This window comes from Pseudomonas sp., assembly GCF_050739995.1.
Lineage (GTDB): Bacteria > Pseudomonadota > Gammaproteobacteria > Pseudomonadales > Pseudomonadaceae > Aquipseudomonas.
The window spans coordinates 1-23,933 of record NZ_JBOICG010000749.1 but is presented as its reverse complement, the minus strand read 5'-3'; the positions used below and the strand labels follow the sequence as shown (position 1 = coordinate 23,933).

The 23,933-nt window shown below is 59.9% G+C and carries 22 protein-coding genes and 1 tRNA gene; 12 read left to right on the top strand and 11 right to left on the bottom strand.

Annotation, left to right across the window (positions count from 1 at the left end; genetic code table 11):
• Positions 1–36 precede the first annotated feature (36 nt).
• Positions 37–112 (bottom strand) — tRNA-Val (locus ACRESD_RS25530).
• A 159-nt stretch (positions 113–271) separates the two neighbouring features.
• Between ACRESD_RS25530 and rdgC the strand changes: the two genes are divergently transcribed.
• The 3 genes from rdgC (at position 272) to sugE (ending at position 2,731) form a co-directional block, all read left to right on the top strand.
• Entirely contained in the window at positions 272–1,192 is a 921-nt protein-coding gene (rdgC, locus tag ACRESD_RS25525; protein ID WP_431753442.1) for a recombination-associated protein RdgC, read from the top strand.
• Between the two features lie 152 nt (positions 1,193–1,344).
• Positions 1,345–2,304, top strand: coding sequence for a bile acid:sodium symporter family protein (locus ACRESD_RS25520; RefSeq protein WP_431753441.1), 960 nt, complete (start codon positions 1,345–1,347; stop codon positions 2,302–2,304).
• A 112-nt stretch (positions 2,305–2,416) separates the two neighbouring features.
• Positions 2,417–2,731, top strand: coding sequence for a quaternary ammonium compound efflux SMR transporter SugE (gene sugE, locus ACRESD_RS25515; protein WP_431753440.1), 315 nt, complete (start codon positions 2,417–2,419; stop codon positions 2,729–2,731).
• A 114-nt stretch (positions 2,732–2,845) separates the two neighbouring features.
• Here sugE and ACRESD_RS25510 read toward each other — a convergent pair whose 3' ends face one another.
• From ACRESD_RS25510 to ACRESD_RS25500, 3 genes are all read right to left on the bottom strand, one after another.
• Positions 2,846–4,720, bottom strand: coding sequence for an MFS transporter (locus tag ACRESD_RS25510; protein WP_431753439.1), 1,875 nt, complete (start codon positions 4,718–4,720; stop codon positions 2,846–2,848).
• Positions 4,721–4,803: 83 nt separating this feature from the next.
• Positions 4,804–5,952, bottom strand: coding sequence for a TDT family transporter (locus tag ACRESD_RS25505; protein WP_431753438.1), 1,149 nt, complete (start codon positions 5,950–5,952; stop codon positions 4,804–4,806).
• Positions 5,953–6,067: 115 nt separating this feature from the next.
• A complete protein-coding gene (locus tag ACRESD_RS25500; protein WP_431753437.1) occupies positions 6,068–7,255 on the bottom strand; it encodes an MFS transporter in 1,188 nt (395 codons plus the stop codon).
• Between the two features lie 91 nt (positions 7,256–7,346).
• On the opposite strand from ACRESD_RS25500, the gene ACRESD_RS25495 reads away from it, so the two are divergent.
• The gene (locus tag ACRESD_RS25495) at positions 7,347–7,892 is read left to right on the top strand and encodes a TetR/AcrR family transcriptional regulator (protein ID WP_431753436.1); all 546 of its coding nucleotides are present in this window, start codon (positions 7,347–7,349) and stop codon (positions 7,890–7,892) included.
• A gap of 67 nt (positions 7,893–7,959) precedes the next feature.
• Here the strand turns inward: ACRESD_RS25495 and ACRESD_RS25490 are convergent, their stop codons facing one another.
• The 4 genes from ACRESD_RS25490 to ACRESD_RS25475 form a co-directional block, all read right to left on the bottom strand.
• Positions 7,960–8,739 (bottom strand): ABC transporter permease, encoded by a 780-nt coding sequence (locus ACRESD_RS25490; protein WP_060756954.1) that lies wholly within the window; start codon positions 8,737–8,739, stop codon positions 7,960–7,962.
• A complete protein-coding gene (locus tag ACRESD_RS25485; protein ID WP_431753435.1) occupies positions 8,736–9,668 on the bottom strand; it encodes an ABC transporter ATP-binding protein in 933 nt (310 codons plus the stop codon). Before ACRESD_RS25485 ends, ACRESD_RS25490 begins: the two co-directional genes overlap by 4 nt.
• 134 nt (positions 9,669–9,802) lie before the next feature.
• A complete protein-coding gene (locus ACRESD_RS25480; RefSeq protein WP_431753434.1) occupies positions 9,803–10,420 on the bottom strand; it encodes a glutathione S-transferase family protein in 618 nt (205 codons plus the stop codon).
• Positions 10,421–10,463: 43 nt separating this feature from the next.
• On the bottom strand, positions 10,464–11,123 hold the full coding sequence (locus ACRESD_RS25475) for a transglutaminase-like domain-containing protein (protein WP_431753433.1): 660 nt from the start codon (positions 11,121–11,123) through the stop codon (positions 10,464–10,466).
• 190 nt (positions 11,124–11,313) lie between these two features.
• Between ACRESD_RS25475 and ACRESD_RS25470 the strand changes: the two genes are divergently transcribed.
• Positions 11,314–13,761, top strand: coding sequence for an acyl-CoA dehydrogenase (locus ACRESD_RS25470; RefSeq protein WP_431753432.1), 2,448 nt, complete (start codon positions 11,314–11,316; stop codon positions 13,759–13,761).
• 75 nt (positions 13,762–13,836) lie between these two features.
• Entirely contained in the window at positions 13,837–14,244 is a 408-nt protein-coding gene (locus tag ACRESD_RS25465; protein WP_176996449.1) for a PA2817 family protein, read from the top strand.
• A gap of 127 nt (positions 14,245–14,371) precedes the next feature.
• Here ACRESD_RS25465 and ACRESD_RS25460 read toward each other — a convergent pair whose 3' ends face one another.
• Entirely contained in the window at positions 14,372–15,304 is a 933-nt protein-coding gene (locus tag ACRESD_RS25460) for a LysR family transcriptional regulator (RefSeq protein WP_431753431.1), read from the bottom strand.
• An 89-nt stretch (positions 15,305–15,393) separates the two neighbouring features.
• On the opposite strand from ACRESD_RS25460, the gene ACRESD_RS25455 reads away from it, so the two are divergent.
• On the top strand, positions 15,394–16,020 hold the full coding sequence (locus ACRESD_RS25455; protein ID WP_431753430.1) for an alanyl-tRNA editing protein: 627 nt from the start codon (positions 15,394–15,396) through the stop codon (positions 16,018–16,020).
• 216 nt (positions 16,021–16,236) lie between these two features.
• On the opposite strand, the gene ACRESD_RS25450 is transcribed toward ACRESD_RS25455, so the two are convergent.
• Both ACRESD_RS25450 and ACRESD_RS25445 read right to left on the bottom strand, forming a co-directional pair.
• The gene (locus tag ACRESD_RS25450; RefSeq protein WP_431753429.1) at positions 16,237–17,811 is read right to left on the bottom strand and encodes an alkaline phosphatase D family protein; all 1,575 of its coding nucleotides are present in this window, start codon (positions 17,809–17,811) and stop codon (positions 16,237–16,239) included.
• Entirely contained in the window at positions 17,808–18,362 is a 555-nt protein-coding gene (locus ACRESD_RS25445) for a GNAT family N-acetyltransferase (protein ID WP_431753428.1), read from the bottom strand. Before ACRESD_RS25445 ends, ACRESD_RS25450 begins: the two co-directional genes overlap by 4 nt.
• Before the next feature lie 190 nt (positions 18,363–18,552).
• Here ACRESD_RS25445 and ACRESD_RS25440 point away from each other — a divergent pair, with 190 nt between their 5' ends.
• The 5 genes from ACRESD_RS25440 to ACRESD_RS25420 all read left to right on the top strand — a co-directional run.
• Complete coding sequence (locus ACRESD_RS25440; protein WP_005786670.1) at positions 18,553–18,960, top strand: ExbD/TolR family protein; 408 nt, start codon at positions 18,553–18,555, stop codon at positions 18,958–18,960.
• Between the two features lie 2 nt (positions 18,961–18,962).
• Positions 18,963–19,697: an energy transducer TonB family protein gene (locus ACRESD_RS25435; RefSeq protein WP_431753427.1), complete on the top strand. Its 735-nt coding sequence runs from the start codon at positions 18,963–18,965 to the stop codon at positions 19,695–19,697.
• Positions 19,698–19,721: 24 nt separating this feature from the next.
• Complete coding sequence (locus ACRESD_RS25430) at positions 19,722–22,004, top strand: TonB-dependent receptor (protein ID WP_431753426.1); 2,283 nt, start codon at positions 19,722–19,724, stop codon at positions 22,002–22,004.
• 17 nt (positions 22,005–22,021) lie between these two features.
• Positions 22,022–22,669, top strand: a complete 648-nt coding sequence (locus ACRESD_RS25425; protein ID WP_431753425.1) for a MotA/TolQ/ExbB proton channel family protein — start codon at positions 22,022–22,024, stop codon at positions 22,667–22,669.
• Positions 22,670–22,722: 53 nt separating this feature from the next.
• Positions 22,723–23,933, top strand: a 1,211-nt coding sequence (locus tag ACRESD_RS25420) for a phospholipase D-like domain-containing protein (RefSeq protein ID WP_431753424.1), incomplete at its 3' end; no start/stop codon positions are given.

The window sequence follows — 23,933 nt, the reverse complement described above, 5'->3', positions numbered from 1 at the left end:
GACTGAACTACCGCTGCGCGTAACACTTGAAGCGAATGGTGGGTGATGACGGGATCGAACCGCCGACCCTCTGCTTGTAAGGCAGATGCTCTCCCAGCTGAGCTAATCACCCTTCGTTTCGGTGTGGCGCGCATTCTACGGAGCGACCCAAGGTCTGGCAAGCACTTTCTTAAATCTTTTTTTTGAGCCCTTCCAATGGCTTAGGCAGGGTTGGCCTGGGACGCTATCAAGAGAATAATGCCCTCCTTTGTATAAAGGAGAGACTCACCCCATGTGGTTCAAGAACCTGCTTATCTATCGCCTGACCCAAGATCTGCCTGTTGATGCCGAGGCGTTGGAAGCGGCCATGGCCACCAAGCTGGCGCGCCCATGTGCCAGCCAGGAGTTGACCACTTACGGTTTCGTCGCACCTTTTGGTAAAGGTGAAGGCGCTCCCCTGGTTCACATCAGCGGTGACTTCCTGCTGATCGCCGCGCGCAAGGAAGAACGCATCCTGCCGGGTAGCGTGGTGCGTGACGCGCTCAAAGAGAAAGTCGAAGAGATCGAGGCCGAGCAAATGCGCAAGGTCTATAAGAAGGAACGCGACCAGATCAAGGATGAAATCATCCAGGCCTTCCTGCCACGCGCCTTTATCCGTCGCTCGTCGACCTTTGCCGCCATCGCGCCGAAACAGGGCCTGATCCTGGTGAACTCGGCCAGCCCGAAACGCGCCGAAGACTTGCTGTCGACCCTACGCGAAGTAATCGGCACCCTGCCGGTCCGCCCGCTCACCGTTAAAACCGCGCCAACCGCAATCATGACCGACTGGGTCACCACCCAGAAACCGGCCGATGACTTCTTTGTCCTCGACGAATGCGAACTGCGCGACACCCACGAAGACGGCGGCATTGTGCGCTGCAAGCGCCAGGACCTGACCAGCGAAGAAATCCAGCTGCACCTGACCACCGGCAAAGTCGTGACCCAATTGGCCTTGGCTTGGCAGGACAAGCTGTCCTTCATGCTCGACGACAAGATGACCGTCAAGCGCCTGAAGTTCGAAGACTTGCTGCAAGACCAGGCGGAACAGGACGGCGGCGACGAGGCCCTGGGCCAACTGGATGCCAGCTTTACCCTGATGATGCTGACATTCGGCGACTTCCTGCCGGCGTTGATTGAAGCGCTGGGCGGCGAGGAGACTCCACAAGGCATCTAAGCCCTGTGAAGATCAAAATGTGGGAGCGGGCTTGCTCGCGAATGCGGTGAGTCAGCTACGTATCAGCTGGCTGATCTACTGCATTCGCGAGCAAGCCCGCTCCCACATTTGATCGCATTTGCATTTCCAGAACCTAATAACAAGGACACCCCATGCGCGCACTCGCCGCCCTGAGCCGTTTTGTCGGCAATACCTTCGCCTATTGGGTGTTGATATTCGCCGTGCTCGCCTTCCTGGAACCCAGCTGGTTCATCGGCCTGAAAAGCGCCATCGTCCCATTGCTGGGCCTGGTGATGTTCGGCATGGGGCTGACCCTCAAACTTGAAGACTTCGCCGAGGTCGCCCGCCATCCCTGGCGCGTGGCTCTGGGCGTGGTCGCGCACTTCGTGATCATGCCGGGCGTGGCGTGGTTGCTGTGCCAGGCGTTCCACCTGCCGCCGGAGATTGCCGTCGGCGTTATCCTGGTCGGCTGCTGCCCAAGCGGCACGTCGTCCAATGTGATGACCTGGCTGGCCCGGGGCGACCTGGCGTTGTCGGTGGCCATCGCCGCCGTCACCACCCTCCTCGCCCCGCTGCTCACGCCCGCATTGATCTGGTTGCTGGCATCGGCCTGGTTACCGGTGTCGTTCATGGAGTTGTTCTGGTCGATCCTGCAAGTGGTGTTGTTGCCGATCGTGCTCGGCGTGGTGGCGCAACGCGTACTGGGTGAACGGGTCCGCCATGCGGTGGAGGTGCTGCCGCTGGTGTCGGTGGTCAGCATCGTGATCATCGTCGCGGCAGTGGTTGCAGCGAGCCAGGCGAAAATTGCCGAGTCAGGTTTGCTGATCATGGCTGTGGTGATGCTGCACAACAGCTTCGGCTACTTGCTGGGCTACTTCACCGGCCGCTTGTTTAAATTGCCATTAGCACAGCGCAAATCGCTGGCGCTGGAAGTCGGCATGCAAAACTCCGGGCTGGGCGCCGCATTGGCGAGTGCACATTTTTCGCCATTGGCGGCGGTGCCGAGCGCGTTGTTCAGCGTCTGGCACAATATTTCCGGGGCGCTGCTGTCGACTTACTTCCGTCGCATGAGCGAAAAAGCCGACCGCCGCGCCTTGGAGACCACGCCGTAAACTTGATTGCCCGATCCCTTTTCGGCACTCTACCGAGCTTCGCGGGGACGACCTCGCGACGCTTTCAAGCGCTCAATCAGGGGACGACCCCACCTATCGATGGGAAGTCATCATGTCCTGGATCATTTTGTTTTTTGCGGGTTTGTTCGAAGTCGGCTGGGCCGTTGGCCTGAAATACACCGATGGTTTCAGCAAGCCGCTGCCCACCGCGCTGACGATTGCAGCCATGGCTGTCAGCCTCGGACTGCTGGGGCTGGCCATGAAGGAGTTGCCGCTGGGTACCGCCTATGCGATCTGGACTGGAGTGGGCGCAGTGGGAACCGTGATTGCCGGGATTGTCCTGTTTGGCGAGTCTATGGCATTGTTTCGGTTGGCCAGTGTGGCGTTGATCATCTGCGGGCTCATCGGGCTCAAGATCAGCACCTAGGCCACTACCGCAATCGCACGCAGGCAAGCCAGCTCCCACATTTTGATTTGTGAATGCAATCAAAAGTGTGGGAGCTGGCTTGCCTGCGATGGGGTGGCCCCATTCAACACAAACCTACCTGACACTCCCCCGCAACCCACCCACGACAGCGTGCAACTGCTCAGGCGTCGCCGCCTCCAAGGCCACTGGCTCACCTGCCACCAGCACCACCCGCGACCAGATCCGATGAAAGAAGCCCTTGTTCGGATCGCGGCTGAAAAAACTCCCCCACAACCCCTGCAGCGCCATCGGCACCACCGGAACAGGCGTCTCTTGCAGAATTCGTGTCAGCCCGCCACGGAACTCGTTCATCTCGCCATCAGCCGTCAACTTGCCTTCCGGGAAGATGCACACCAACTCCCCTTCCTTCAGATACTGCGCAATCCGTGTGAAGGCCATTTCGTAGATCTGGATATCTTCATTGCGGCCCGCAATCGGAATCGCCCCGGCGGTGCGGAAGATAAAATTCAGCACCGGCAGACGGTAGATCTTGTAGTACATCACGAAGCGGATGGGTCGACGCACCGCGCCGCCAATCAACAGCGCATCGACGAACGACACGTGGTTGCACACCAGCAACGCCGCACCTTCATCCGGGATGGCTTCCAGGTTGCGGTGCTCCACACGGTACATGGAATGGCTGAGCAGCCAGATCATGAAACGCATGGTGAACTCGGGGACGATCCTGAAGATGTAGGTGTTAACCGCAATATTGAGCAGTGACACCACCAGGAACAATTCGGGGATCGACAGCTTGGCCACGCTCAGCAACAAGATCGACACGATGGCCGAAACCACCATGAACAGCGCGTTGAGAATGTTGTTTGCCGCGATTACTCGTGCCCGCTCGTTCTCGGCGGTACGCGACTGGATCAACGCATACAGCGGCACGATATAGAAGCCACCGAACACGCCCAGGCCGAGGATGTCGAACAATACCCACCAGGCCTGGCCGTAACCGAGCACCGCCAGCCAGTCGTTGGCCTGGACGTTCTGTGGGAAACCACCGGAGTGCCACCAGAGCAACAGGCCAAACACCGTCAGGCCAAAGGAACCGAACGGCACCAGGCCGATTTCCACCTTACGCCCGGAGAGTTTTTCGCAGAGCATCGAACCCAGTGCGATACCCACCGAGAACACGGTAAGGATCAGCGTCACCACGGTTTCGTCGCCGTACAACCATTCCTTGGCGTAGGCCGGGATCTGTGTCAGGTAGATCGCGCCGACAAACCAGAACCACGAGTTGCCCACAATCGAGCGCGATACCGCCGGCGTCTGCCCCAGGCCCAGACGCAGGGTGGCCCAGGATTCGCTGAAGATATTCCAGTTCAACCGCAGTCCTGGGGTCGATGCCGCCGCCCTTGGAATGCTACGGCTGGCCAGGTAACCCAACACCGCCACGCCGACGATCGCGACCGAGACGACCGGCGCGTAATGGGTGGACGACATCATGATCCCGGCGCCGATGGTGCCGGCCAGGATAGCCAGGAACGTGCCCATCTCCACCAAACCATTGCCGCCAACCAACTCATCTTCATGCAGGGCCTGGGGCATGATCGAGTATTTCACCGGGCCGAACAGCGCCGAGTGCGTCCCCATGGCAAACAGCGCCAGCAGCATCAGCTCCAGGTGATTGAACAGAAAGCCCGCGGCGCCTATGGCCATGATCACGATCTCGCCGATCTTGATCGCGCGAATCAACGCGTCCTTGTTGAATTTCTCGCCAAACTGCCCGGCCAGCGCCGAGAACAGAAAGAACGGCAGGATAAACAGCAGCGCACAGAGGTTGACCCAAATGGAGCGGTCACCGTCAATGGTGAGTTTGTAGAGAATGGCGAGGATCAGCGATTGCTTGAAGATGTTGTCGTTGAAGGCACCCAACAACTGGGTGACGAAAAACGGCAAGAAGCGCCGTGTGCGCAGCAAGGTGAATTGTGAGGGGTGGCTCATCGTCCGTGTTCCTGCGTGGCCTGATAGGTTTTATTGCCGAAGGCTTTTATAAAGAGACAGGCCACGACTTTACCTAAACTCGCTTACTTATTCCCTAGTCCTGCAATGCATGGCGAAACAAAAAGCTCGCCTTTATAGGCGCCCTGCACGGTGCGCTTGGTTACGATCAGCCACATCAACGCCAAGGCCAACACCAGCACGCTGCCAAATACGCTGAAGAACCCCAGGTGCAGCACGCCCGCCAGTTTCAGTGTGGCCAGGGCATAGACACCCAGTGGGAAGGTAAAGCCCCACCAGCCGAGGTTGAACGGAATGCCCGCACTCAGGTAACGCAGGGTGATCAACACCGCGATCAGCATCCACCACAAGCCGAAACCCCATAGTGTGATACCCGCCACCAACCCGAGGCCGCTGGCCATCTCGCCAATACCGGGCAAGCCGTTGGCCGCAAAGATCGCGGGTGCATCGCCGCCCAACAGCAACATGCCGAGGGCACCGGTGCCGATTGGGCCAAGGGCCAGCCAGCTCGATGCAGCCATGTTGGCGTGGGGTAATTTATGCAACGCCATGCGCAGCATCAGGATAGTCAGGATGCTGAACGCCACCGGCAGCGAAAACGCCCACAGCACGTAGCTGGTCACCAGCATCACCAGTTGCCCGTGGGCGTCGGCCAGGTGCGGCGCCAGCAACCCACCGCTGGCGGCGGCGACCTCAGCCGCGACCACCGGCAACAGCCAGACGGCGGTCATCTGGTCGATGCTGTGTTCTTGCCGGGTAAACATCATGAACGGAATCAGCACACCGCAAGCCAGGGCCATTGCCACGTCCAGCCACCACAGTGCTTCAGCCAATGGGATGACGTCGCTCCCCCAACGCGGCAGGCCAAACAGCAACAAGCCGTTGAGGATGGTCGCCAGGCCCATGGGAATGGTGCCGAAGAACATCGAAACCGTGGAGTGGCCGAAGATCCGCCGCGCCTCGTGGAAAAACATCACCCAGCGCGCGGCGTACAACACGCTGAACAATATGAACAGGCCAATGGTAAACATCCACAGCCCTTCGGCGATGGCGTGCAAGCCAGGCAGGCTGACGGGCAATTGCGCCAACGCCAATGCCAGCACGCCGGTGCCCATCGTGGCGGCGAACCAGTTGGGCGTGAACTGGCGAATCACTTCCCGAGGCCGGGCCAAGTGACTGAAGGGTTTGTAGCGAGTGGTATTCGGGCAGGTCATGATGGTAATCCTCTTCCTCGTATGAGGTTGAAGCCATCATAGAACCTAATCGAATATCTATATAACGGGTAATATCTCTATCTGTTATCTACTTTACAGATATAACAGAAATTGGCTACATCGCAGCCTTGGCCCGCACGGCATCCTGCACCAGCAAACCGGCCAACGCGCCGAGGGCCAATACGATGAGTACGGCACCGTAGCCGTCGGTGGTGGCGATCAAGCCAAAAACCCGACTCAGATTACCCGCCAGCAGCGCCGGCAGGCAGAACGCCAGGTAGCTCAACACATAGAACGCAGACATCAAACCTGCCCGTTCATGGGGCAACGCCAGGCCGACGATACTGCGCACACTGCCCATGAACCCGCCGCCAAAACCGAAACCTGCGATCACACTGGCAACAAAGAACAACCACAGGCTCGCGCTCTGCACCGCAACCAGCAACAACGCCACTCCGGTGGCCAACAATGCGGCTGACAGGCGCATGACTTTATCGGCCGGGCGATCGCGCAGACTGTAGATCATCACAGCACCACTCAGCGTCACTACCGCCACCAACCCACCGCCAATCAGATGTGAGGTCGAGCCTGTGGCAGCCCGCACCAAAGAGGGCGCCAGGGATGAAAAGAACCCACCCAGCGCCCATACCGCCACATTTAATGGCATCACCAGCCATAGGGTGCGGCGCGCTTGTTCCGGGACGTGCAAGGTTGGCGCCAGCGACTTCAAGGCGCCCGGTATGCGGCTAACGGTTTCCGGCAAGCGCCACACATACAATGCCTGCAGCAGCATCAACCCGAGCATCGTGAAATAAATCAATTGGGTCGGCCGTGGTGCGAACTCCACCAACAAGCCACTGCCCAGACCGCCACTGGCCATGCCGAGAAGCGGCGCAAGGCTATTGAGCATTGGGCCACGGACACGGTCAGTGTCGAGCAAGGTCGCACTCAACACCGCCGTCGCCATGCCGGTGGCGAAGCCTTGCAGCGCGCGGGCGGCAATCAGGTAGGCGGTGCTGTCAGCATTGATAAACAGCAGCATCGCCAGCATATTCAGGATCAATGCAGTGAAAATGACCGGTTTTCGCCCCAGGTAATCCGACAGCGACCCCACGGTCAACAACGCCGCCAACAGGCTCACGGCATACACGCCGAAGATCACCGTCAACATGGCCGCCGAGAAGTGCAGGTTGTCTTGATACACCTGATACAACGGCGTCGGCGCACTGGACGCAGCGAGGAAGGTCAACACCGTCACCACCAGGAACGCCAGGTTGGCACGATGAGAAGTAGGGCTGGACATGGGCATGCTCCGCTAAAGCTAATATTTTGCTTTTGCGAAGTGTGCTACTGACGAGCGCTTAAAGCAAATTCTTTGTGTTAAGGTTTTACCCATGGCAATTAAAGAAGGCCTTCGCCCGGGGGGCCGCAGTGCCCGGGTCCAAGAATCAGTGCACAGCGCTGCACGTGAATTGCTGGAAGCCCATGAGCGCTCCAGCGTCACCGTGCCGATGATTGCGGCACGGGCAGGCGTCACGCCGTCCACCATTTACCGACGTTGGGGCGACCTGTCCGCCCTGCTCGCCGACGTGGCCCTGGAACGCCTGCGCCCGGACACTGAACCCGCCGACACCGGCAGCCTGCGCGGTGATCTGCGCGCCTGGGGCGAACAATACCTGGATGAAATGAGCTCGGAGCTGGGGCGCAACATGATGCGCGACGTGCAGTGCAGGCATCCCAGGGATTACTGCACCCACATTCTGATGGGCCAGCTGCAGATTATCCTTGATCGCTACCAAGGCACTGCCGGCCAGTTGCCTACCTTGGACAGGCTGCTCAACCTGATTGCCGCGCCGACGGTGTATCGCAGCCTATTTGCCAGCGCGCCGCTGCCGGTTGAAGAGTTGCACGAATTGATCGACTTGGCGCTGAAAGCCTAAAGCCCATATACAAAACCAAATGTGGGAGGGGGCAAGCCCCCTCCCACACTTTTTACAGCGTTCGACCTTACGTACGCATCCCGCGCCCGCTTACCAGCAACCGCGCACAGCCGATATACAACACCACGGTGGCGATCAGCATGAAGGTGATTGCCACGCTGATCTTGATGTCCGACACGCCCAGGATGCCGTAACGGAAGGCGTTGACCATGTGCAGCACCGGGTTGGCCAACGACACGGTCTGCCAGAACGGCGGCAGCAAGGTGATGGAGTAGAACACCCCGCCCAGGTAGGTCAGCGGCGTCAGCACGAAGGTCGGGATAATCGAAATATCGTCGAAGTTGCGTGCAAACACGGCGTTGATGAACCCGAGCAGCGAGAAGATCGTCGCCGTCAGCACAACCACCAGCAAAGTGACCCCAAGGTGATGCACTTGCAGGTGGGTGAAGAACAGCGACAGCAAGGTCACGATCACCCCGACCATCAAGCCACGCAGTACGCCGCCCAGGGTGTAGCCGATCAGGATGGTGTGGGGCGAGACCGGCGAGACCATCAGCTCTTCGATGGAGCGCTGGAACTTGCTGCCGAAGAAGCTGGAAACCACGTTGCCGTAGGAGTTGGTGATCACCGACATCATGATCAGCCCCGGCACGATGTACTCCATGTAGGTGAACCCACCCATATCGCCGATCTGCCGGCCGATCAGGTTACCGAAAATCACGAAATACAGGACCATAGTGATCGCCGGCGGCAGCAGGGTCTGCGGCCAGATCCGGGTAAAGCGCTTCACTTCGCGGTAGACGATGGTTTGCAGGGCAACGAGGTTGGGTTGCAGTTCGGAACTCATACCGCCACCTTCGCCAGATTTTTCTCCACCAGGGACACGAACAACTCCTCAAGGCGATTGGTTTTGTTACGCAGGCTCAGCACTTCAATGTTCTGAGTCGCCAACTGGGTGAACAACGCGGTAATGCCCATGGCTTTGTCCACTTGGACTTCCAAGGTGTGACCATCGATCAGACGGCTTGGGTAGCCGAGCAACTGCGGCGGTGCCGACAGGTTGTTTTTCAGGTCCAGCAGGAAGGTTTCCACATGCAACTGACCCAGCAGGTTACGCATGCTGGTGTTCTCGACGATGGTGCCGTGGTCGATGATGCCGATGTTGCGACACAGTTGCTCAGCCTCCTCCAGGTAATGGGTGGTGAGGATGATGGTGATGCCCTTCTCGTTCAGCTCAGTGAGGAAGGTCCACATCGAGCGACGCAATTCGATATCCACGCCAGCGGTGGGCTCATCGAGGATCAGCAGGCGCGGCTCATGCACCAGTGCACGGGCGATCATCAGGCGGCGTTTCATACCGCCGGACAGCGAGCGGGAAGGCACGTCGCGCTTGTCCCACAGGCCCAACTGGGTGAGGTACTGCTCGGCGCGTTCCTTGGCGATTTTCGCCGGGATGCCGTAGTAGCCGGCCTGGGTCACGACGATGTCGAAGGTCTTTTCAAACTGGTTGAAGTTGAACTCCTGGGGCACCACGCCGATGGAACGCTTGAGCGCCGCCGGGGATTTGTCCAGGTCATGGCCAAAGATATTCACCGTGCCGCTGGTCTTGTTGACCAGTGTGGAGAGGATACCGATGGTGGTGGATTTGCCGGCGCCGTTGGGGCCGAGCAAAGCGAAGAAGTCACCTTCAGCAACGTCCAGATCGATACCACTCAGGGCCTGGAAACCGTTGCCGTAGGTTTTGGTTAGCTGCCGGATGGACAGAGCGGAACTCATATCGGATTACGCACCAAAGAAGGGAATAGAAAGAGTAGATGTGGCCGCAACGCACGTAGTTCAACGGCGGCGCATGGAGATCATGGTGGCCGCACGCGTCGCACAAGTACAGTCACCTGTATTAATAGTCAGTATTAAGTCAACGCAGTCATGACCGCTTTGCGGTAGGCCGGACGCTGCTGCAGGCGTTGGTACCAGGCCTCTAGATTAGGCATCGCAGGGCGTTCGATGGGCATTTCAAACCAGGCATAGATAAAACTGCCCAGGGGGATATCGCCCATGCCGATCTCATTACCTGACAGATACGGCTGTGTGGCGAGGGCCTGGTCGACCGTCTTGAGCACATCGATGCAAGCCTGGCGCCCGGCATGGATGTTGTCCCAGTTCTGTTTTTCCGCCGGGGTGCGCAGCACGCCCCAGAACACGGTCTTGAACGGTTCGGCGAAGGTGGAAGTGGTCCAGTCCATCCACTTTTCCGCATTGGCGCGGGCCTTCAAGTCGCTCGGGTACCAGCTCGACGCCTGCTTGGCGCAGAGGTAGCGCACGATGGTGTTGGACTCCCACAACACAAAGTCGCCGTCTTCGATCATCGGCACCCGGCCATTGGGGTTCATCGCTCGGTATTGCGGGGTGTCGACCACGCCAAAGGCCCCACCCGCATCAATTGCTTCATAGTCCAGGCCGAGTTCCTCGGCGCACCAGAGTGCTTTCCTGACGTTTGATGAATTTTTACGACCCCAGATTTTCAGCATGACCGTGCCTTATCGTTTGGTGAACGCAGCAGCATACGCCGGTTCACGCGCGGCTTAAATCGGTCTGCATGTCGCCCAATTGATTCGGCATATCTTCAGCAAACAGGTGCGGGTAACACTGCCGGATGTGCTCGAAGAAAAACGCCTCGGGTACGTCGGAAAATTGCCCGTGGTCCAGCACATACTCCATCGAGCGCCGGCCCTGGCGGTTGAACGCGTGGAACACGCTGTCGTGGATGCCATCGAATTCCAGCGGTGGCACATCGAACAACTCACACAGCTGCTGGTTGAACGCCGGCGTGGCCTTGACCCAGCGACCACGCAGATATAGCTCGGTGTAGCCATGCATGGCGAACACATCACTTTTGAGCAACGCGATCAGGCGGGGTGTGGACAGATGATTGCGCACATCCGCCAAGCCGATGCGCGCCGGGATGCCACAGTGGCGGGCACAGGCGGCGAGCAAAGTCGCCTTGGGCACGCAGTAGCTCTCGCCGACGGCCAAGGCGAAGCTGGCATTCAGGCTGCCTGGATCACGGCTGAAGGTGTAGGGGTTGTAGCGAATCGCCTCACGCACGGCGTAGTAAAGACTGACTGCCTGGTCACGCAGATCCGCGCTGGGACCACGATGTTTTTCGGCGAACTCCACCACCGCAGGGTGGTCACTATCGATGAAGCGGCTGGGACGCAGGTACTTATCCATGAGCGTTATCTCCGAGGCAAGACTGGAGTTTAACGACAGGTCTGCCATCGCGATAACGACGATTCGGCCAAATGTCGGCGTCTGGTGAAGGTGCTCCCAGTACAACTCGTTACACCCTGGTCACCGCGCTTTTTCGGATGCCGACTAAGCTTCAAGGTGGTTTCGCCCCTGGTTTCACGGAGGATTGAATATGCTGTTGTTGTGGATACTGGTTCTGGTGCTCGGTATCGCCTACCTGGCACACCGCCGCACCGCGCCCCTGCCCGCCTTGGGCGTGGTCGCCGTTTACCTGCTGGCGATGGGCGCCTGGAGCCATGCACCGGGTTGGCTACTGCTGATCTTCTGGGTGTTGATCGCTGCTGTGGCCGCCCCGCTGCTGCTGCCTGACCTGCGCCGCCAATATTTCACCAAGCCGCTGTTCAGTTGGTTCCAGAAAGTCCTGCCCCCGATGTCCGAGACCGAACGCGACGCGATTGATGCCGGCACCGTGTGGTGGGATGGCGAGCTGTTCAGCGGTCGCCCCGACTGGGACAAGCTGCTGGCCTACCCCAAGGCGCAACTGACCGAAGAAGAACAGGCGTTTATCGACGGCCCCACCGAAGAGCTCTGCGCAATGGTCAGCGACTGGGAAATCGGCCAGGCCATGGACCTGCCACCCGCCGCCTGGGAGCACATCAAGACCCACGGTTTCTTCGCGCTGATCATTCCCAAGGAATACGGCGGCAAAGGGTTCTCCGCCTACGCCCACTCCCAGGTGGCAATGAAGCTGGCCACCCGTAGTGGCGACCTGGCATCCACCGTAATGGTGCCCAACTCCCTCGGTCCGGCCGAACTGCTGCTGCATTACGGCACCGATGAACAACGCAACCATTACCTGCCGCGCCTGGCCCGTGGCGATGACATTCCCTGCTTCGCCCTGACCGGCCCGCTGGCCGGTTCCGATGCTGGCGCCATGCCCGACACCGGCGTGATCTGCAAAGGTGAATGGGAAGGCAAGGAAACCCTCGGCCTGCGCCTGAACTGGGAAAAACGCTACATTACCCTCGGACCGGTCGCGACGTTGCTCGGACTGGCCTTCAAGGCCCACGACCCGGACCATCTACTGGGCGACGAAGAAGACCTGGGCATCAGCCTTGCACTGATTCCCACCGATACTCCTGGCGTAGAAATCGGCCGTCGCCACCTGCCCCTGGGCGCGGCCTTCATGAACGGCCCCAACTCCGGCAAGGATGTGTTCATTCCCCTGGAGTTCCTCATCGGCGGCCAGGAAATGCTCGGCAAAGGCTGGATGATGTTGATGAACTGCCTGTCGGTAGGCCGTTCGATCTCCCTGCCTGCCGTGGGCACTGGCGCCGCCAAGTTCACCAGCCTGGTGACCGGCCAGTACGCTCAGGTACGTGAACAATTCAACGTTCCACTCTCGGCCTTCGAAGGTATCCAGGAAGCGCTTGCACGTATCGGCGGCAACGCCTGGCTGATGGACAGCGCACGCATGCTCACCGCCAACGCCGTGGACCTTGGGGAAAAACCCTCGGTACTGTCGGCGATCCTCAAGTACCACCTCACCGAACGCGGCCGCGAGTGCATCAGCCATGCCATGGATGTGCATGGTGGCAAAGGCATCATCATGGGCCCGAACAACTACCTGGGCCGTAACTGGCAAGGCGCACCGATCTTCATCACCGTGGAAGGCGCGAATATCCTGTCGCGCAACCTGATGATCTTCGGCCAGGGCGCCATCCGCTGCCATCCATACGTCCTCAAGGAAATGGCCCTGGCCGGACGCGAGGACCATGACCAGGCGCTCAAGGAGTTCGATAGTCTGCTGATGCAACACATCGGCTTCGCCGTGAGCAACGCCGCCAGTACGCTGGTGCTGAACCTCGGTGTGGGGCATTTCGAGAAAGCCCCGGGCAATCGTTTGAGCCAGGGTTACTTCCGCGCGTTGAATCGCCAGGCCGCCGCGTTTGCCCTGCTTGCCGACCTGAGCATGATGTTGCTGGGTGGCGAACTGAAACGTCGTGAGCGTCTGTCGGCACGCCTGGGTGATGTGTTGAGCCATATGTACCTGGCGTCGGCCGCACTCAAGCGTTATCACGACCTGGACTCGCCGGACCACCTGGAACCGTTGTTCGCCTGGGCCATGGAGGAAAGCCTAGGCGAGTCGGAGCGTGCGCTGGATGAACTGCTGAGCAACTTCCCGAACAAGGTGCTCGGTTGCCTGTTACGGGTGATCGTGTTCCCGTTCGGCCGTCGCCATACCGGCCCCTCCGATGCGCTGGATGCAGAAGTGGCTGCAGTGATCGGCCGTGCCAAGGGTGATCCAACCCTGGAAGAGTTGCTGGCCGGCTGCTACCGCCCGCAATCGGCGGAGGACCCAGTGGGCGCTCTGCAACACGCCTACGACCTGCTCAGTGCCAGCCATCCGGTGCAGGCAAAGTTGCACACCGCGCTCAAAAGCGGTCAGGTCAAACCTACTGCCGGCGAACACATCATCGATGCCGCGCTCAACGCGGGGGTGTTGCAGGCAGGCGAAGCGCAGACCTTGCGTGAAGCTGAAGCGGCGCGGCGCAAAGTGATCGACGTGGACGATTTCAGCAAGGAAGAGCTGGCCCAGGCTGAAGGTAAAGTCCGCTGAGTCGAGCGGTCATATAAATACGGGCGCGAGAGGCATATACTCTCGCGCCCGTTTTTGCTTTAGAGGCCTTATCTCGTGTCCAACGTCGTTGCCGATCATCTCGTCTTGCTCGACCACCTGCGCAGCATCCTGGTTGCCGTCGGCGAAGCCGAGCAGGTGCCTGAGGAAAGCCATTCACTGTTCCTGGAGCGCTTCGACGAATTGCGCGCCCTGCTGCCGATCGATCCGATCGAAAGCCAGTATCTGGGCCAGGACCTGATGAGCCAGGTCATCCTGCGTTATCCGCAGATCGCCCATCTGGTGCCACGCGACCTGCTGTGGTTCTTTGGTGGCGATTGCCTGCACTTCATGCCAGATGAAGAACTGGACATGTACCAGGCCTTGGAAGAACGTCGTTTCGAAGCGGAACAGAACGACGAACCGTTCGACTGGAACCAGGAAAAGCAACTGCTGGCCATGTCGGATGACCAAAGCAAGCACTGATTTTTCTGAACACAGCAGGTTCAAATGTGTGCGGGCTTGCTCGCGAATTCGGCCTATCAGTCGATAAGATGTTGACTGATCTATAGCATTCGCGAGCAAGCCCGCTCCCACATTTTTGACCGTATTCCTACCGTTGGCGCAGTGTCGGTTCACGCGCCATGCACTCCACCAGATAATCAATAAACACCCGCAACTTGGGCGGCAGATAACGTGTGGGCGAATGCAGCAACCACGCCTCACCGTGGTAAGACGCAATAAAGTCCCACTCTGCCAACACCTGCACCAACCGCCCTTCCTCCAAGGCATGCCGCGCGGTGAAATACGGCAAGCTGCCAATCCCCACATGTTGCAGCACTGCATCCAGCCGCACCCCGGTATGATTCGCCGCATAACGCCCACGCACTCCCACCGTCACCGCCTTGCTGCCCTGACGGAATTTCCAGCGCGAGTCCCCCGGCGTTTCACCCAGATAGATGCAACTGTGCTCCAGCAAATCATGGGGATGCCGGGGTGTGCCATGCTCGGCCAAATACTGCGGCGTTGCGCACACCAAATGCTCGATGGGCAACAACTGGCGGCCCACCAGACCTGGTGGCGGACTGTCGGTGATGCGGATACTCAGATCGACATTGTCATCAATCAGGTCCACATGCCGATCCTCCAGAATCAGTTGCACATCCACCTTGGGATAGCGTCGTAAAAACTCCAGCATATGCGGATGCACCACAAACCGCCCCACCGCCTTGGGCACGCTGACCCGCACAAGGCCCTCGGCCTCATGATCGAATTGGCCGCTGACTTCCATCACCGACCGCGCCGCGTTGACCATCTCCCGACAGCGCTTGAACACCTCTTCACCGCCCTCGCTCAAGCGCAACTTACGCGTGGTGCGCTGCAACAGTCGGGTGGCCAGAGCCTGTTCCAGGCGCGAAATGCTGCGGCTCACCGCCGAGGGCGAAACACTCAGTTGTCGCGCCGCTTCGGAGAAGCTGCCGGTCTCCACTACCTTGACGAAAATCGCCATTTCACCCAGTAGAGGCAAAGGAAGATTGATGCTCATGACGCACAGGTCCATTGATATTTGAACGGATTATCACCCAATTGCGCACTATTTATACTGCGTGCAGAACCCTGATGCGGATGTAGATGATGACCGAGCGCCTGTTTTTCACCCACGACCACCTGACCGCCGAGCTTGAAGTGCTGAGCTGTACCCCCCACGAGGGCCAGTTTGCGGTGACGTTGCAGTCGACAATCTTTCATCCTCAAGGCGGCGGGCAACCGTTCGATACCGGTTGGCTCGGCGACAGCCAGGTCATGCGCGTCATTCAGGAGGCAGACCGTGTGGTGCATTACCTCGACCACCCCGTCGCCCTTGGCCCGATCACTGCGCGGGTCGATGCACAGCGCCGCGCCCTGCACACCCGCCTGCATTCTGCCGGCCATCTGATTGGCAACGCCGGGGAATGCCTGGGCTGGATGCCGATCAAGGCCCACCATTGGCCGGGTGAAGGCAAGATCACCTTTATCCGTGGCGAAGCCGCGCAGGCCATGGACGCCGAGGCGATTCAAAGCCAAATCGATCAATGGATCGCCGCCGACTACCCACGACATATGGCCCTGGAAGATGGCACTCGCGAAGTAGGTTTCGGTGAATTGCCGACTTACGCGTGCGGTGGCACCCACGTGCAAGCGCTAGGCGAACTGGGCCAGGTGACGATCCTGGCCCTGTCGGAAAAAAAGGGCACGCTGTCCGTGCGCTATGCCCTCGACTGACAACCAAACTGCATTATTGTAGTGAGCGGGCTTGTCCCGCGCCGGGTGGCGAAGCCACCCCAACAAGGACGCAGAGGTGTTTCAGAAAAGTGAGGTGCCTGGGGGTGGGGCCGCTTCGCAGCCCAGCGCGGGGCAAGCCCGCTCACTACAGATGAGGCGTTCTACATCTCACCGCTTAACTGATAGGCATTAGGGTAAGCCCGTTCACCACAACGATCAGACCGCAATAGCGCCCGCTCGCCCTGGCTCCACCACAAATGACTTGAGTGTGGAAACCGTGGCGGTCGGATCACGCGGGTCGGTGATCACACGGAAGTGGGTGAGCATCTTCTGTTCCGCCAACTCCACCGACACATAGCCGCGCTGGCGACTGTCAAAGAACTTTACATGGGGATTGAGCGGCAGGATCTTGCTGAACGCCTCGAAGGGCGGACCATCCGAAGTCACCGACGAGCCGACGAATTCGGTCGCCACCACCGGTGAGTCCAGGTCATTGGCGTCGGCGTGCAGATCCGTGGTCCAGAACGAGTGGATATCACCGCCCCAGAACACCGGGTTTTTCAGCTGACGGCGCTGGATGGATGCCAGCATGCGCTCGCGGTTGGCCATGTAGCCGTCCCATCCATCGGTCCAGCGTCCGGGCTTGTGGTTGGTCAGGTCGCGTTGGGTCAGCGGCGCTACCAGCAAGTCCTGGGCGATGATGTTCCATTGCGCCTGCGACTCGGCAAACCCTTGGTCCAACCAGCTTTCCTGTGCCCAGCCAAGCATGGTACGGCTGGGATCGCGCAAGTCGCTGCAGGTGTTTTCCGCGACATGCCCCTGGTGGCTGCCATTGGCGAGAATGCAGGGTTGTTCGGAGCGATATTGGCGCCCGTCCAGCACATGGAACCGCGCCAGTCGGCCGTAGTCCATGCGCCGATAAATGCGCATGTCCGGCCCCCTGGGCAAGCTGGTAGCGCGCAGTGGCATGTGTTCGTAGAACGCCTGGTACGCCGCAGCCCGCTGCCGGAGAAACTGCGCCACGGAGATCTTCGGGTCCTGGGACCAACGATTGGCGTAGTCATTCTGCACTTCGTGGTCATCCCAGGTGGCCACGCTGGGCGCGGCCGCGTGCAGGGCCTGCAAGTCCGGATCGGTTTTGTACAAGGCATAGCGGTTGCGGTAGTCACTCAGGCTCACGGCATTGCCGCTGCCATGGGGGCGAATGATCTTGCCCGAGTCCGCTGCATAGGAACTGTCGTAGATGTAGTCGCCGAGGAAAAACACCAGGTCGGGTTGCTCCGCCGCCAAGTGGCGGTACGCGCTGAAGTAACCGCGCTCCCAGTGCGAGCAGGAAACAAACCCCAGTCGCGCTGCTGCCATAGCCTGCACAGGCGGCGTCGTGCGTGCCTGCCCCACCGGGCTCTGCGCGCCGAGGCCCTCGAATTGGTACCAGTACGGTCGCCCCGCCTCCAACCCCGCTACCTCGACGTGCACCGAGTGGGCGAAACGCTCAGTTGCCATCACCTCACCCTGCTTCACGATGCGCGTCATCGCCGCATCACTGGCCACCCGCCAACGCACCGGCACCGCACGGCTCAGCCCACCACGCCCATCCGCCGCATTGAACAACGGCGCCAGGCGCGTCCAGATGACAAAACCGTCCGGCAACGGGTCGCCGGAAGCTACACCGAGGGTGAACGGGTAATCCACGCCTGCGCTGCGGGCAAACGGGCTGAGGATTGAAAACGCGGTAGCGACCGCCAGCCCGCCGAGGACGCGACGGCGGTCATGGTCGACCACGCCGCTCACAACCGGCGCTCCCAGTCGTCACGCACCGTGGCGAACCCCAGCAAATCTTCATACACGCCGTTCTTGAGAAACGCCTCGCGCATACAGCCTTCATAACGCAGGCCGATTTTTTCCATGACCCGCGCCGATTCCTTGTTGCGACCGAAGCATTGGCTGCCCACCCGCTGCAACCCCAGTTCGGCAAACCCGAAATCCATCATCGCGCTCGCCGCCTCGGCGGCATAACCCTGATTGCGACAATGCGCTGCCACCCAGCCCCCAAGATGCCCGTAGTGATGTCGAGTGTTGAGACGCAGGCTGACCATGCCGATCAATTCACCGGTTTCCCGCACATGCATGCCCAGGTTGAGCAAATCACCCGTGCGATATTTTTCTTCGATACCCGCGATAAAACCCTGTGCAGTTTCCAGGGTGTAGGGCGACGGAATGTTGGACGTGTTGTCGGCAATTTTCGGCCCGTTGGCAAGGGTGAACAGTGTCTCGGCCTGGTCCATTTCCAGCGCCCGCAATAGTAGACGCGAGGTGGCCAATTGCGGCAGTTCAGTCGGCATGCGGGGCGGCTCTCAAGATAAATGCCTCAAGAATGTACCCCCTTCGTGTCAATTTCATTACGTCATGAAAGTGCAAGGTAACTCTTCTGAAAGTCGCGTCCTAGAGCCTTTAAATCGTAAATTTTTGTTAACCATTCGGTCATTTTTGATTGGTAGCGTGTAGCCCCTAATTCAATGACGGGGTAACAGAATGAGAACCTGGGATGAACCCAAGAAACGCAAGGCGCACATCGAGTTGATCCCGATGATCGACGTGATGATGTTCCTCCTGGTGTTTTTCGTACTGGTCAGTCTGAACGTGATTCCGGCACTCGGCATGAAGACACAATTGCCCAGCGCCAGCAGTTCGCAACAGCTCAAGCCGCAGAATAAATTCATCCTGACCCTGGGCCTGGAAGGCCAGTTGCAGCTCGACGGCAAGGACCTCACGGTCGACGCGCTGGTACCGGCGTTGAAAGCGGCTGAAAAGCCCGACACCAAGTCGACCATCATCGTTAACAGCGACAAAGGCGTAGAGGTTTCGCGCCTGGTGGAAGTGATGGACACCCTGCGCCTGGGTGGCTTTACCTCCGTGTCCATCGCCACACGTAAGTCCTGACCATGTACGTAGTGTTTCGTGCGCGTCAGCTGCTGGGCAGTGTCCCGGCCCTGATCGCCCTGGTGCTGATTGCACTGGGTATCCAGTCCCAACCTCTGAAAATCCAGCCGCAGTACGACGAGTCGGCGGTTGAGCTTGCCTTGGTCGAGCCAGACCCCGAAGTGGTCCCTGAACCTGTGGTGGAACAAGAGCCGCCACCACCGATGATCGAGGATGAAGAGGCCGAACCAGCCCCACCTCCACCGCCGCCCAAGCCCTTGCCAAAACCTGAACCCAAGCCCAAGCCGGTGCCCAAACCCAAGCCTGTGGTGGCCGCCAAGCCGACGCCGACACCCGCGCCAGTGGCACCCGTTGCAGCCAAGCCGGTTCAAGCAGCGGTTGCGCCGACACCCGCCCCGCCTGCCCCACCGGCACCGCCCAAGGTCGATGGCCAGGCGCTGGAAGGCGGCTACCTCAAGGGGCTGCGCAACGAGCTGGACACCTACAAGCAATACCCCACCGGGCGCCAGGCGTCCCTCGAACGCCCTAGTGGCGAGGTGGTGGTCTGGTTGATGGTGGATCGACAAGGCCGTGTCCTCGACGCAGGGATCCAGACCCCGGCGCCGAGCATGCTGCTCAATCGGGCCGCTACCAATAGCCTGCGCCGCATCAAGCAGGTCAAGCCGTTCCCCGAACAAGCCTTCGGTGGACGTAACGAGCAACGCTTCACCGCCACCTTCAACTACAGCGTGCAATAAGCACCCGACACCAGGACGACAGTGATGAGGTTCACACGTATTCATCTGGCACTCGTTGCCGCGACGAGCATGACCCACGGAGTGGTCATGGCAGAGACCAGCGACAGTGACGTCGGGACGATTGGCGTACAGGGCAAGGCAACCGCTGGGGGCGGTTACATGGTCCAGGAGGAGAGCATCAAGGGCCGCTCGACCATCACCAAGGAAGCGCTGGACAAACAAACCGCGACCGGCAACGCCATCGACAAGCTCAAGTACACGCCGGGGCTGAACATCTCCAGCGAAGACAACACCGGCCTCTCGGGCTTCCGCTTCACCATGCGCGGCATGAACTCCGACCAGGTGGGCATGTCGGTGGACGGCATGCCGATCAACGACTCCGGCAACTACGCGTTGTACTCCAACCTGCTGGGCGACCCGGAAAACATCGACCAGATCTTCGTCACCCAGGGCTCATCGGAAGCCGACGGCCCGCACATCGGCTCCAGCGGCGGCAACATCGGCATCGTGACCATTCGCCCGACCAAGGAAACCGGCGCATTCGTCAAACAGGTCGTGGGCAGCAACGCCACCCGCAAGACCTTTGCCCGCCTCAACACCGGTGAGGTCAACGGCCTGAGCAACTGGCTGTCGGTGTCCCATACCGAAGGTGACATGTGGCGCGGCTCGGGCGCCGTGCGTGCGGACAAGGTGGAATGGAACAGTTTCTTCGACGCCGGCAACGGCAACACCGCCAACCTGATCCTCAAGTACCACGAGCAGGACAACAACAGTTACAGCCAACTGACCAAGGCGCAGTTCCAGCAGTACGGGCGCAAATACGACCCGTACGCCGCGACGCCAGCCCTGGGCAGCAACGGCAAGGTCAATAACTACTACGCCCTGGCGCAGAACCCGTTCCAGACCTTCACCGGCGTACTCAACACTCAGTTCAAGTTGGCCGATAACCTGTCCCTTTCGGTCATCCCGTATTACTACTGGGGTAACGGCAGCGGTGTCGGTTCGTCCTCCTACGCGCTGAACCGTGGCTCGAACCAGGGCGGTATTTTCGACCTGGGCAACCTGCCGACCGCCGCCCAATACAACGCCGACGGCTCCGCCACCACCGGTGTCTACTACCGCCCTTCTCGCACCCAGACCTGGCGCCCGGGTATCACCACCAAACTGAACTGGGACCTGGGCGACCACAGCCTGCAATTCGGCTACTGGTACGAGCGTGCCCGCCAGAGCCAGACCCAACCGTTCATTGCCCTCAAGAACAACGGCAAGCCGAGCGACACTTGGCCGGACGGCACTTCCGTGGTCGACGCCAACGGCAACACCGTGCAGGGTCGCGACCGCTTCACCGTAACCCCGGCGCAAAAAGTCTGGGCCCAGGACACCTGGTTCATCAATTCGGACTGGACCCTGGTGGCAGGCCTGGCTTACATGAACGTCGAGCGCGACGGCACCAACAACGGCAGCCTCACCGAGCAACCGGAAAAGCGTAACCAGACCTACAACAAGCTGCTGCCCAACGCCGGCCTGAAATACCAGCTCGACGAACGCGACCAGTTGTTCTACAGCTTGTCACGCAACATGCGTGTGCCGCAGAACTACGTGCTGTACGACAAAGGTGCCGACTCGATCAACTCCAAGCCGGAAACCAGCTGGAACCATGAATTGGGCTGGCGCTACACCGGCGACGAGATGACCTTGGCCGCCACCCTGTTCTACATGGAGTTCAAGAACCGCCAAGTATCGTCCAGGGACATCAACGGCGACTTCGCCGACATCAACGCCGGCTCCGTCACCAACAAAGGCCTGGAATTGGAATGGAGCGGCCTGCTGCCCAACCATTTCAACTACTACACCTCCTACACCTACACCAAGGCCGAGCAACAGGATGACCTGACCGTGTACAACGCGGGCAAGGCCATCGTATTGCCAACCAGCGGCAAGCAGTTCGCCAACGTGCCCAAGAACATGCTGGCGGCCAACATCGGCTACGACGACGGACGCTTCTACGGCACCTTCGGCGGTAAATACACCAGCAAGCTGTTCGGCGACCTGACCAACGACGAGGCGATTTCCGGCCGCACCGTGTTCAACCTCGGCGCCGGTATCTACCTGCCAGTGGACAAGAAAGTGGTCAAGGACGCGACCCTGCGCCTGAACGTCGACAACCTGTTCGACAAGAAGTACCTGGACGGCGTGTACACCACCAAGACCAACTCGGCGAGCTACAGCGGTTTCCGCGATGGCGACCCGGCCTACATCGTTGGCCTGGACCGTACCGTCACGGTTTCCCTGGAAGCGAATTTCTAACTGCGAGGCTATAGATCATGGACATGAACCTGCTTCACGCCATCACCTTTTATGTGATGTACGCCGCCATGGCGATTGCGATCTTTATCGCCATCGAACGCGGCATTTACTTCGCCTATGTACGTCGCCAGGCGCGCGCCTTGACCGAAGCCCTCGGCCCCAACGTGCACAGCGAACGCGACCTGCCTGACGCCCTGACCCGCCGCGACAGCCTGCCGCTGAACATGGTGTTGCCAATCCTGGCGCAGAAAGCGGCCCATGGTTCGCGCAAGGACCTGGATGACGAAATCGACACCCAGTACCTGAAGACCCGCGCACCGCTGTCGCGCAGCCTGTGGATCATCGAGACCATCACCACCGCCGCGCCGCTGCTGGGTCTGTTGGGCACCATCCTCGGCATCATCGACACCTTCAAGGCCCTGGCCTCGGCCGGCGTGTCCGACCCAGGCCAGATCTCCGGTGGTATCGGAACGGCCTTGTTCGCCACCGGCTTGGGTATCGCCATTGCGCTGTTCTGCGTGGTGTTCCACAACTTCTTCCAGGACAGCCTGGAGCGCATCAACGATCAGCTGAAGATCCTGCTGATCCGCGCTGCCACTGGCGCCCGTGTACAGGGTGAAGTACCGCACTTGGTGCCAACCCCGTTGCACACTCGCACAGCATGACCTTCAGGGCGGGCGCAATGCGCCCGCCTTTCTTTTTGCCTGATGAGACGCCCATGCACCTATCAATGAATTTGCGTATCGCAGGCCTTGCCGGCTTGCTCCTGAGTCCGCTTGCCCAAGCGGACTTTTCAATTCCAGGGTTTGAACTGGTGCACACCGTGCCCGTGGATACCGCGTTGGGCACGGCCGATTTGCGTCAGCCTGGCCCGATGTGGATCGAGTTGTTCGACGGTGCGCAAAGCACCATCGATATCGGTCAGTTCTACGCCGCCGACCATCCCGGTTCGGTGATGGACCAGGTGATCCAGCACCTGGAAGCCGCCGGCAAACGCGGCGTGAAGATTCGCTTTCTGCTCGAAGAAAAAGGCATCAAGTTGTCGGAAGCTTCCACCCTGGAACGCTTGCGCGCCATTCCCAACCTGACCTTCCGCGTGCTGCCCTATGGACAGTTGAGCGGCGGCATCATCCACGCCAAATACATGGTGGTGGACGGTAAGCAGGCCTTTGTCGGCAGCCAGAATTTCGACTGGCGTTCGCTTGAACACATCCACGAGACCGGCCTGCGCATCAGTGATGCGACCGTGGTGAGTCAGGTCCAGGCGATCTTCAACCAAGATTGGAAAGCCCAGGCCGCCCTCGCCGACAACAAACCCGTGCCGCTGCCCGTGACCGGCCAGGAACCCGCACGCACCGGTAACTACCTGGTGGCCAGCCCGCAGCGCTACAACCCACCAGGCGTGGGTGATTCACAGTTGGAACTGCCGCGCCTGCTGAGCGAAGCGAAGAAGGAAGTGCGCGTACAACTGCTGGACTATGCGCCACTGTCCTACGGGCCGGATCGCACCCGTCCGTACTACGCCGTGATCGACAACGCCGTACGCGCCGCCGCTGCACGTGGTGTGTCGATCAAACTGATGGTGTCCAACTGGAACACCGACAAGCTGGAACTGCCCTACCTCAAAAGCCTGGCCGTGTTGCCCAACGTCGAGGTCAAGATCGTCACCCTACCCGAGGCCAAGCAAGGCTTTATTCCTTATGCGCGGGTGATCCACAGCAAGACCATGGAGATCGACGGGCAAGTGGCGTGGGTGGGTACCAGCAACTGGCTGGGCGGTTACTTCGACAACTCGCGCAACCTGGAAGTGGTGATGCACGACAATGCGATGGCCAAGCGAATTGGCGAGTTGCATGAGCAGTTGTGGGATGGGCCGTATGCCAAGGCGCTCGATGTAGCGGCACAGTACCCAGACCCGCACCCTGGAAA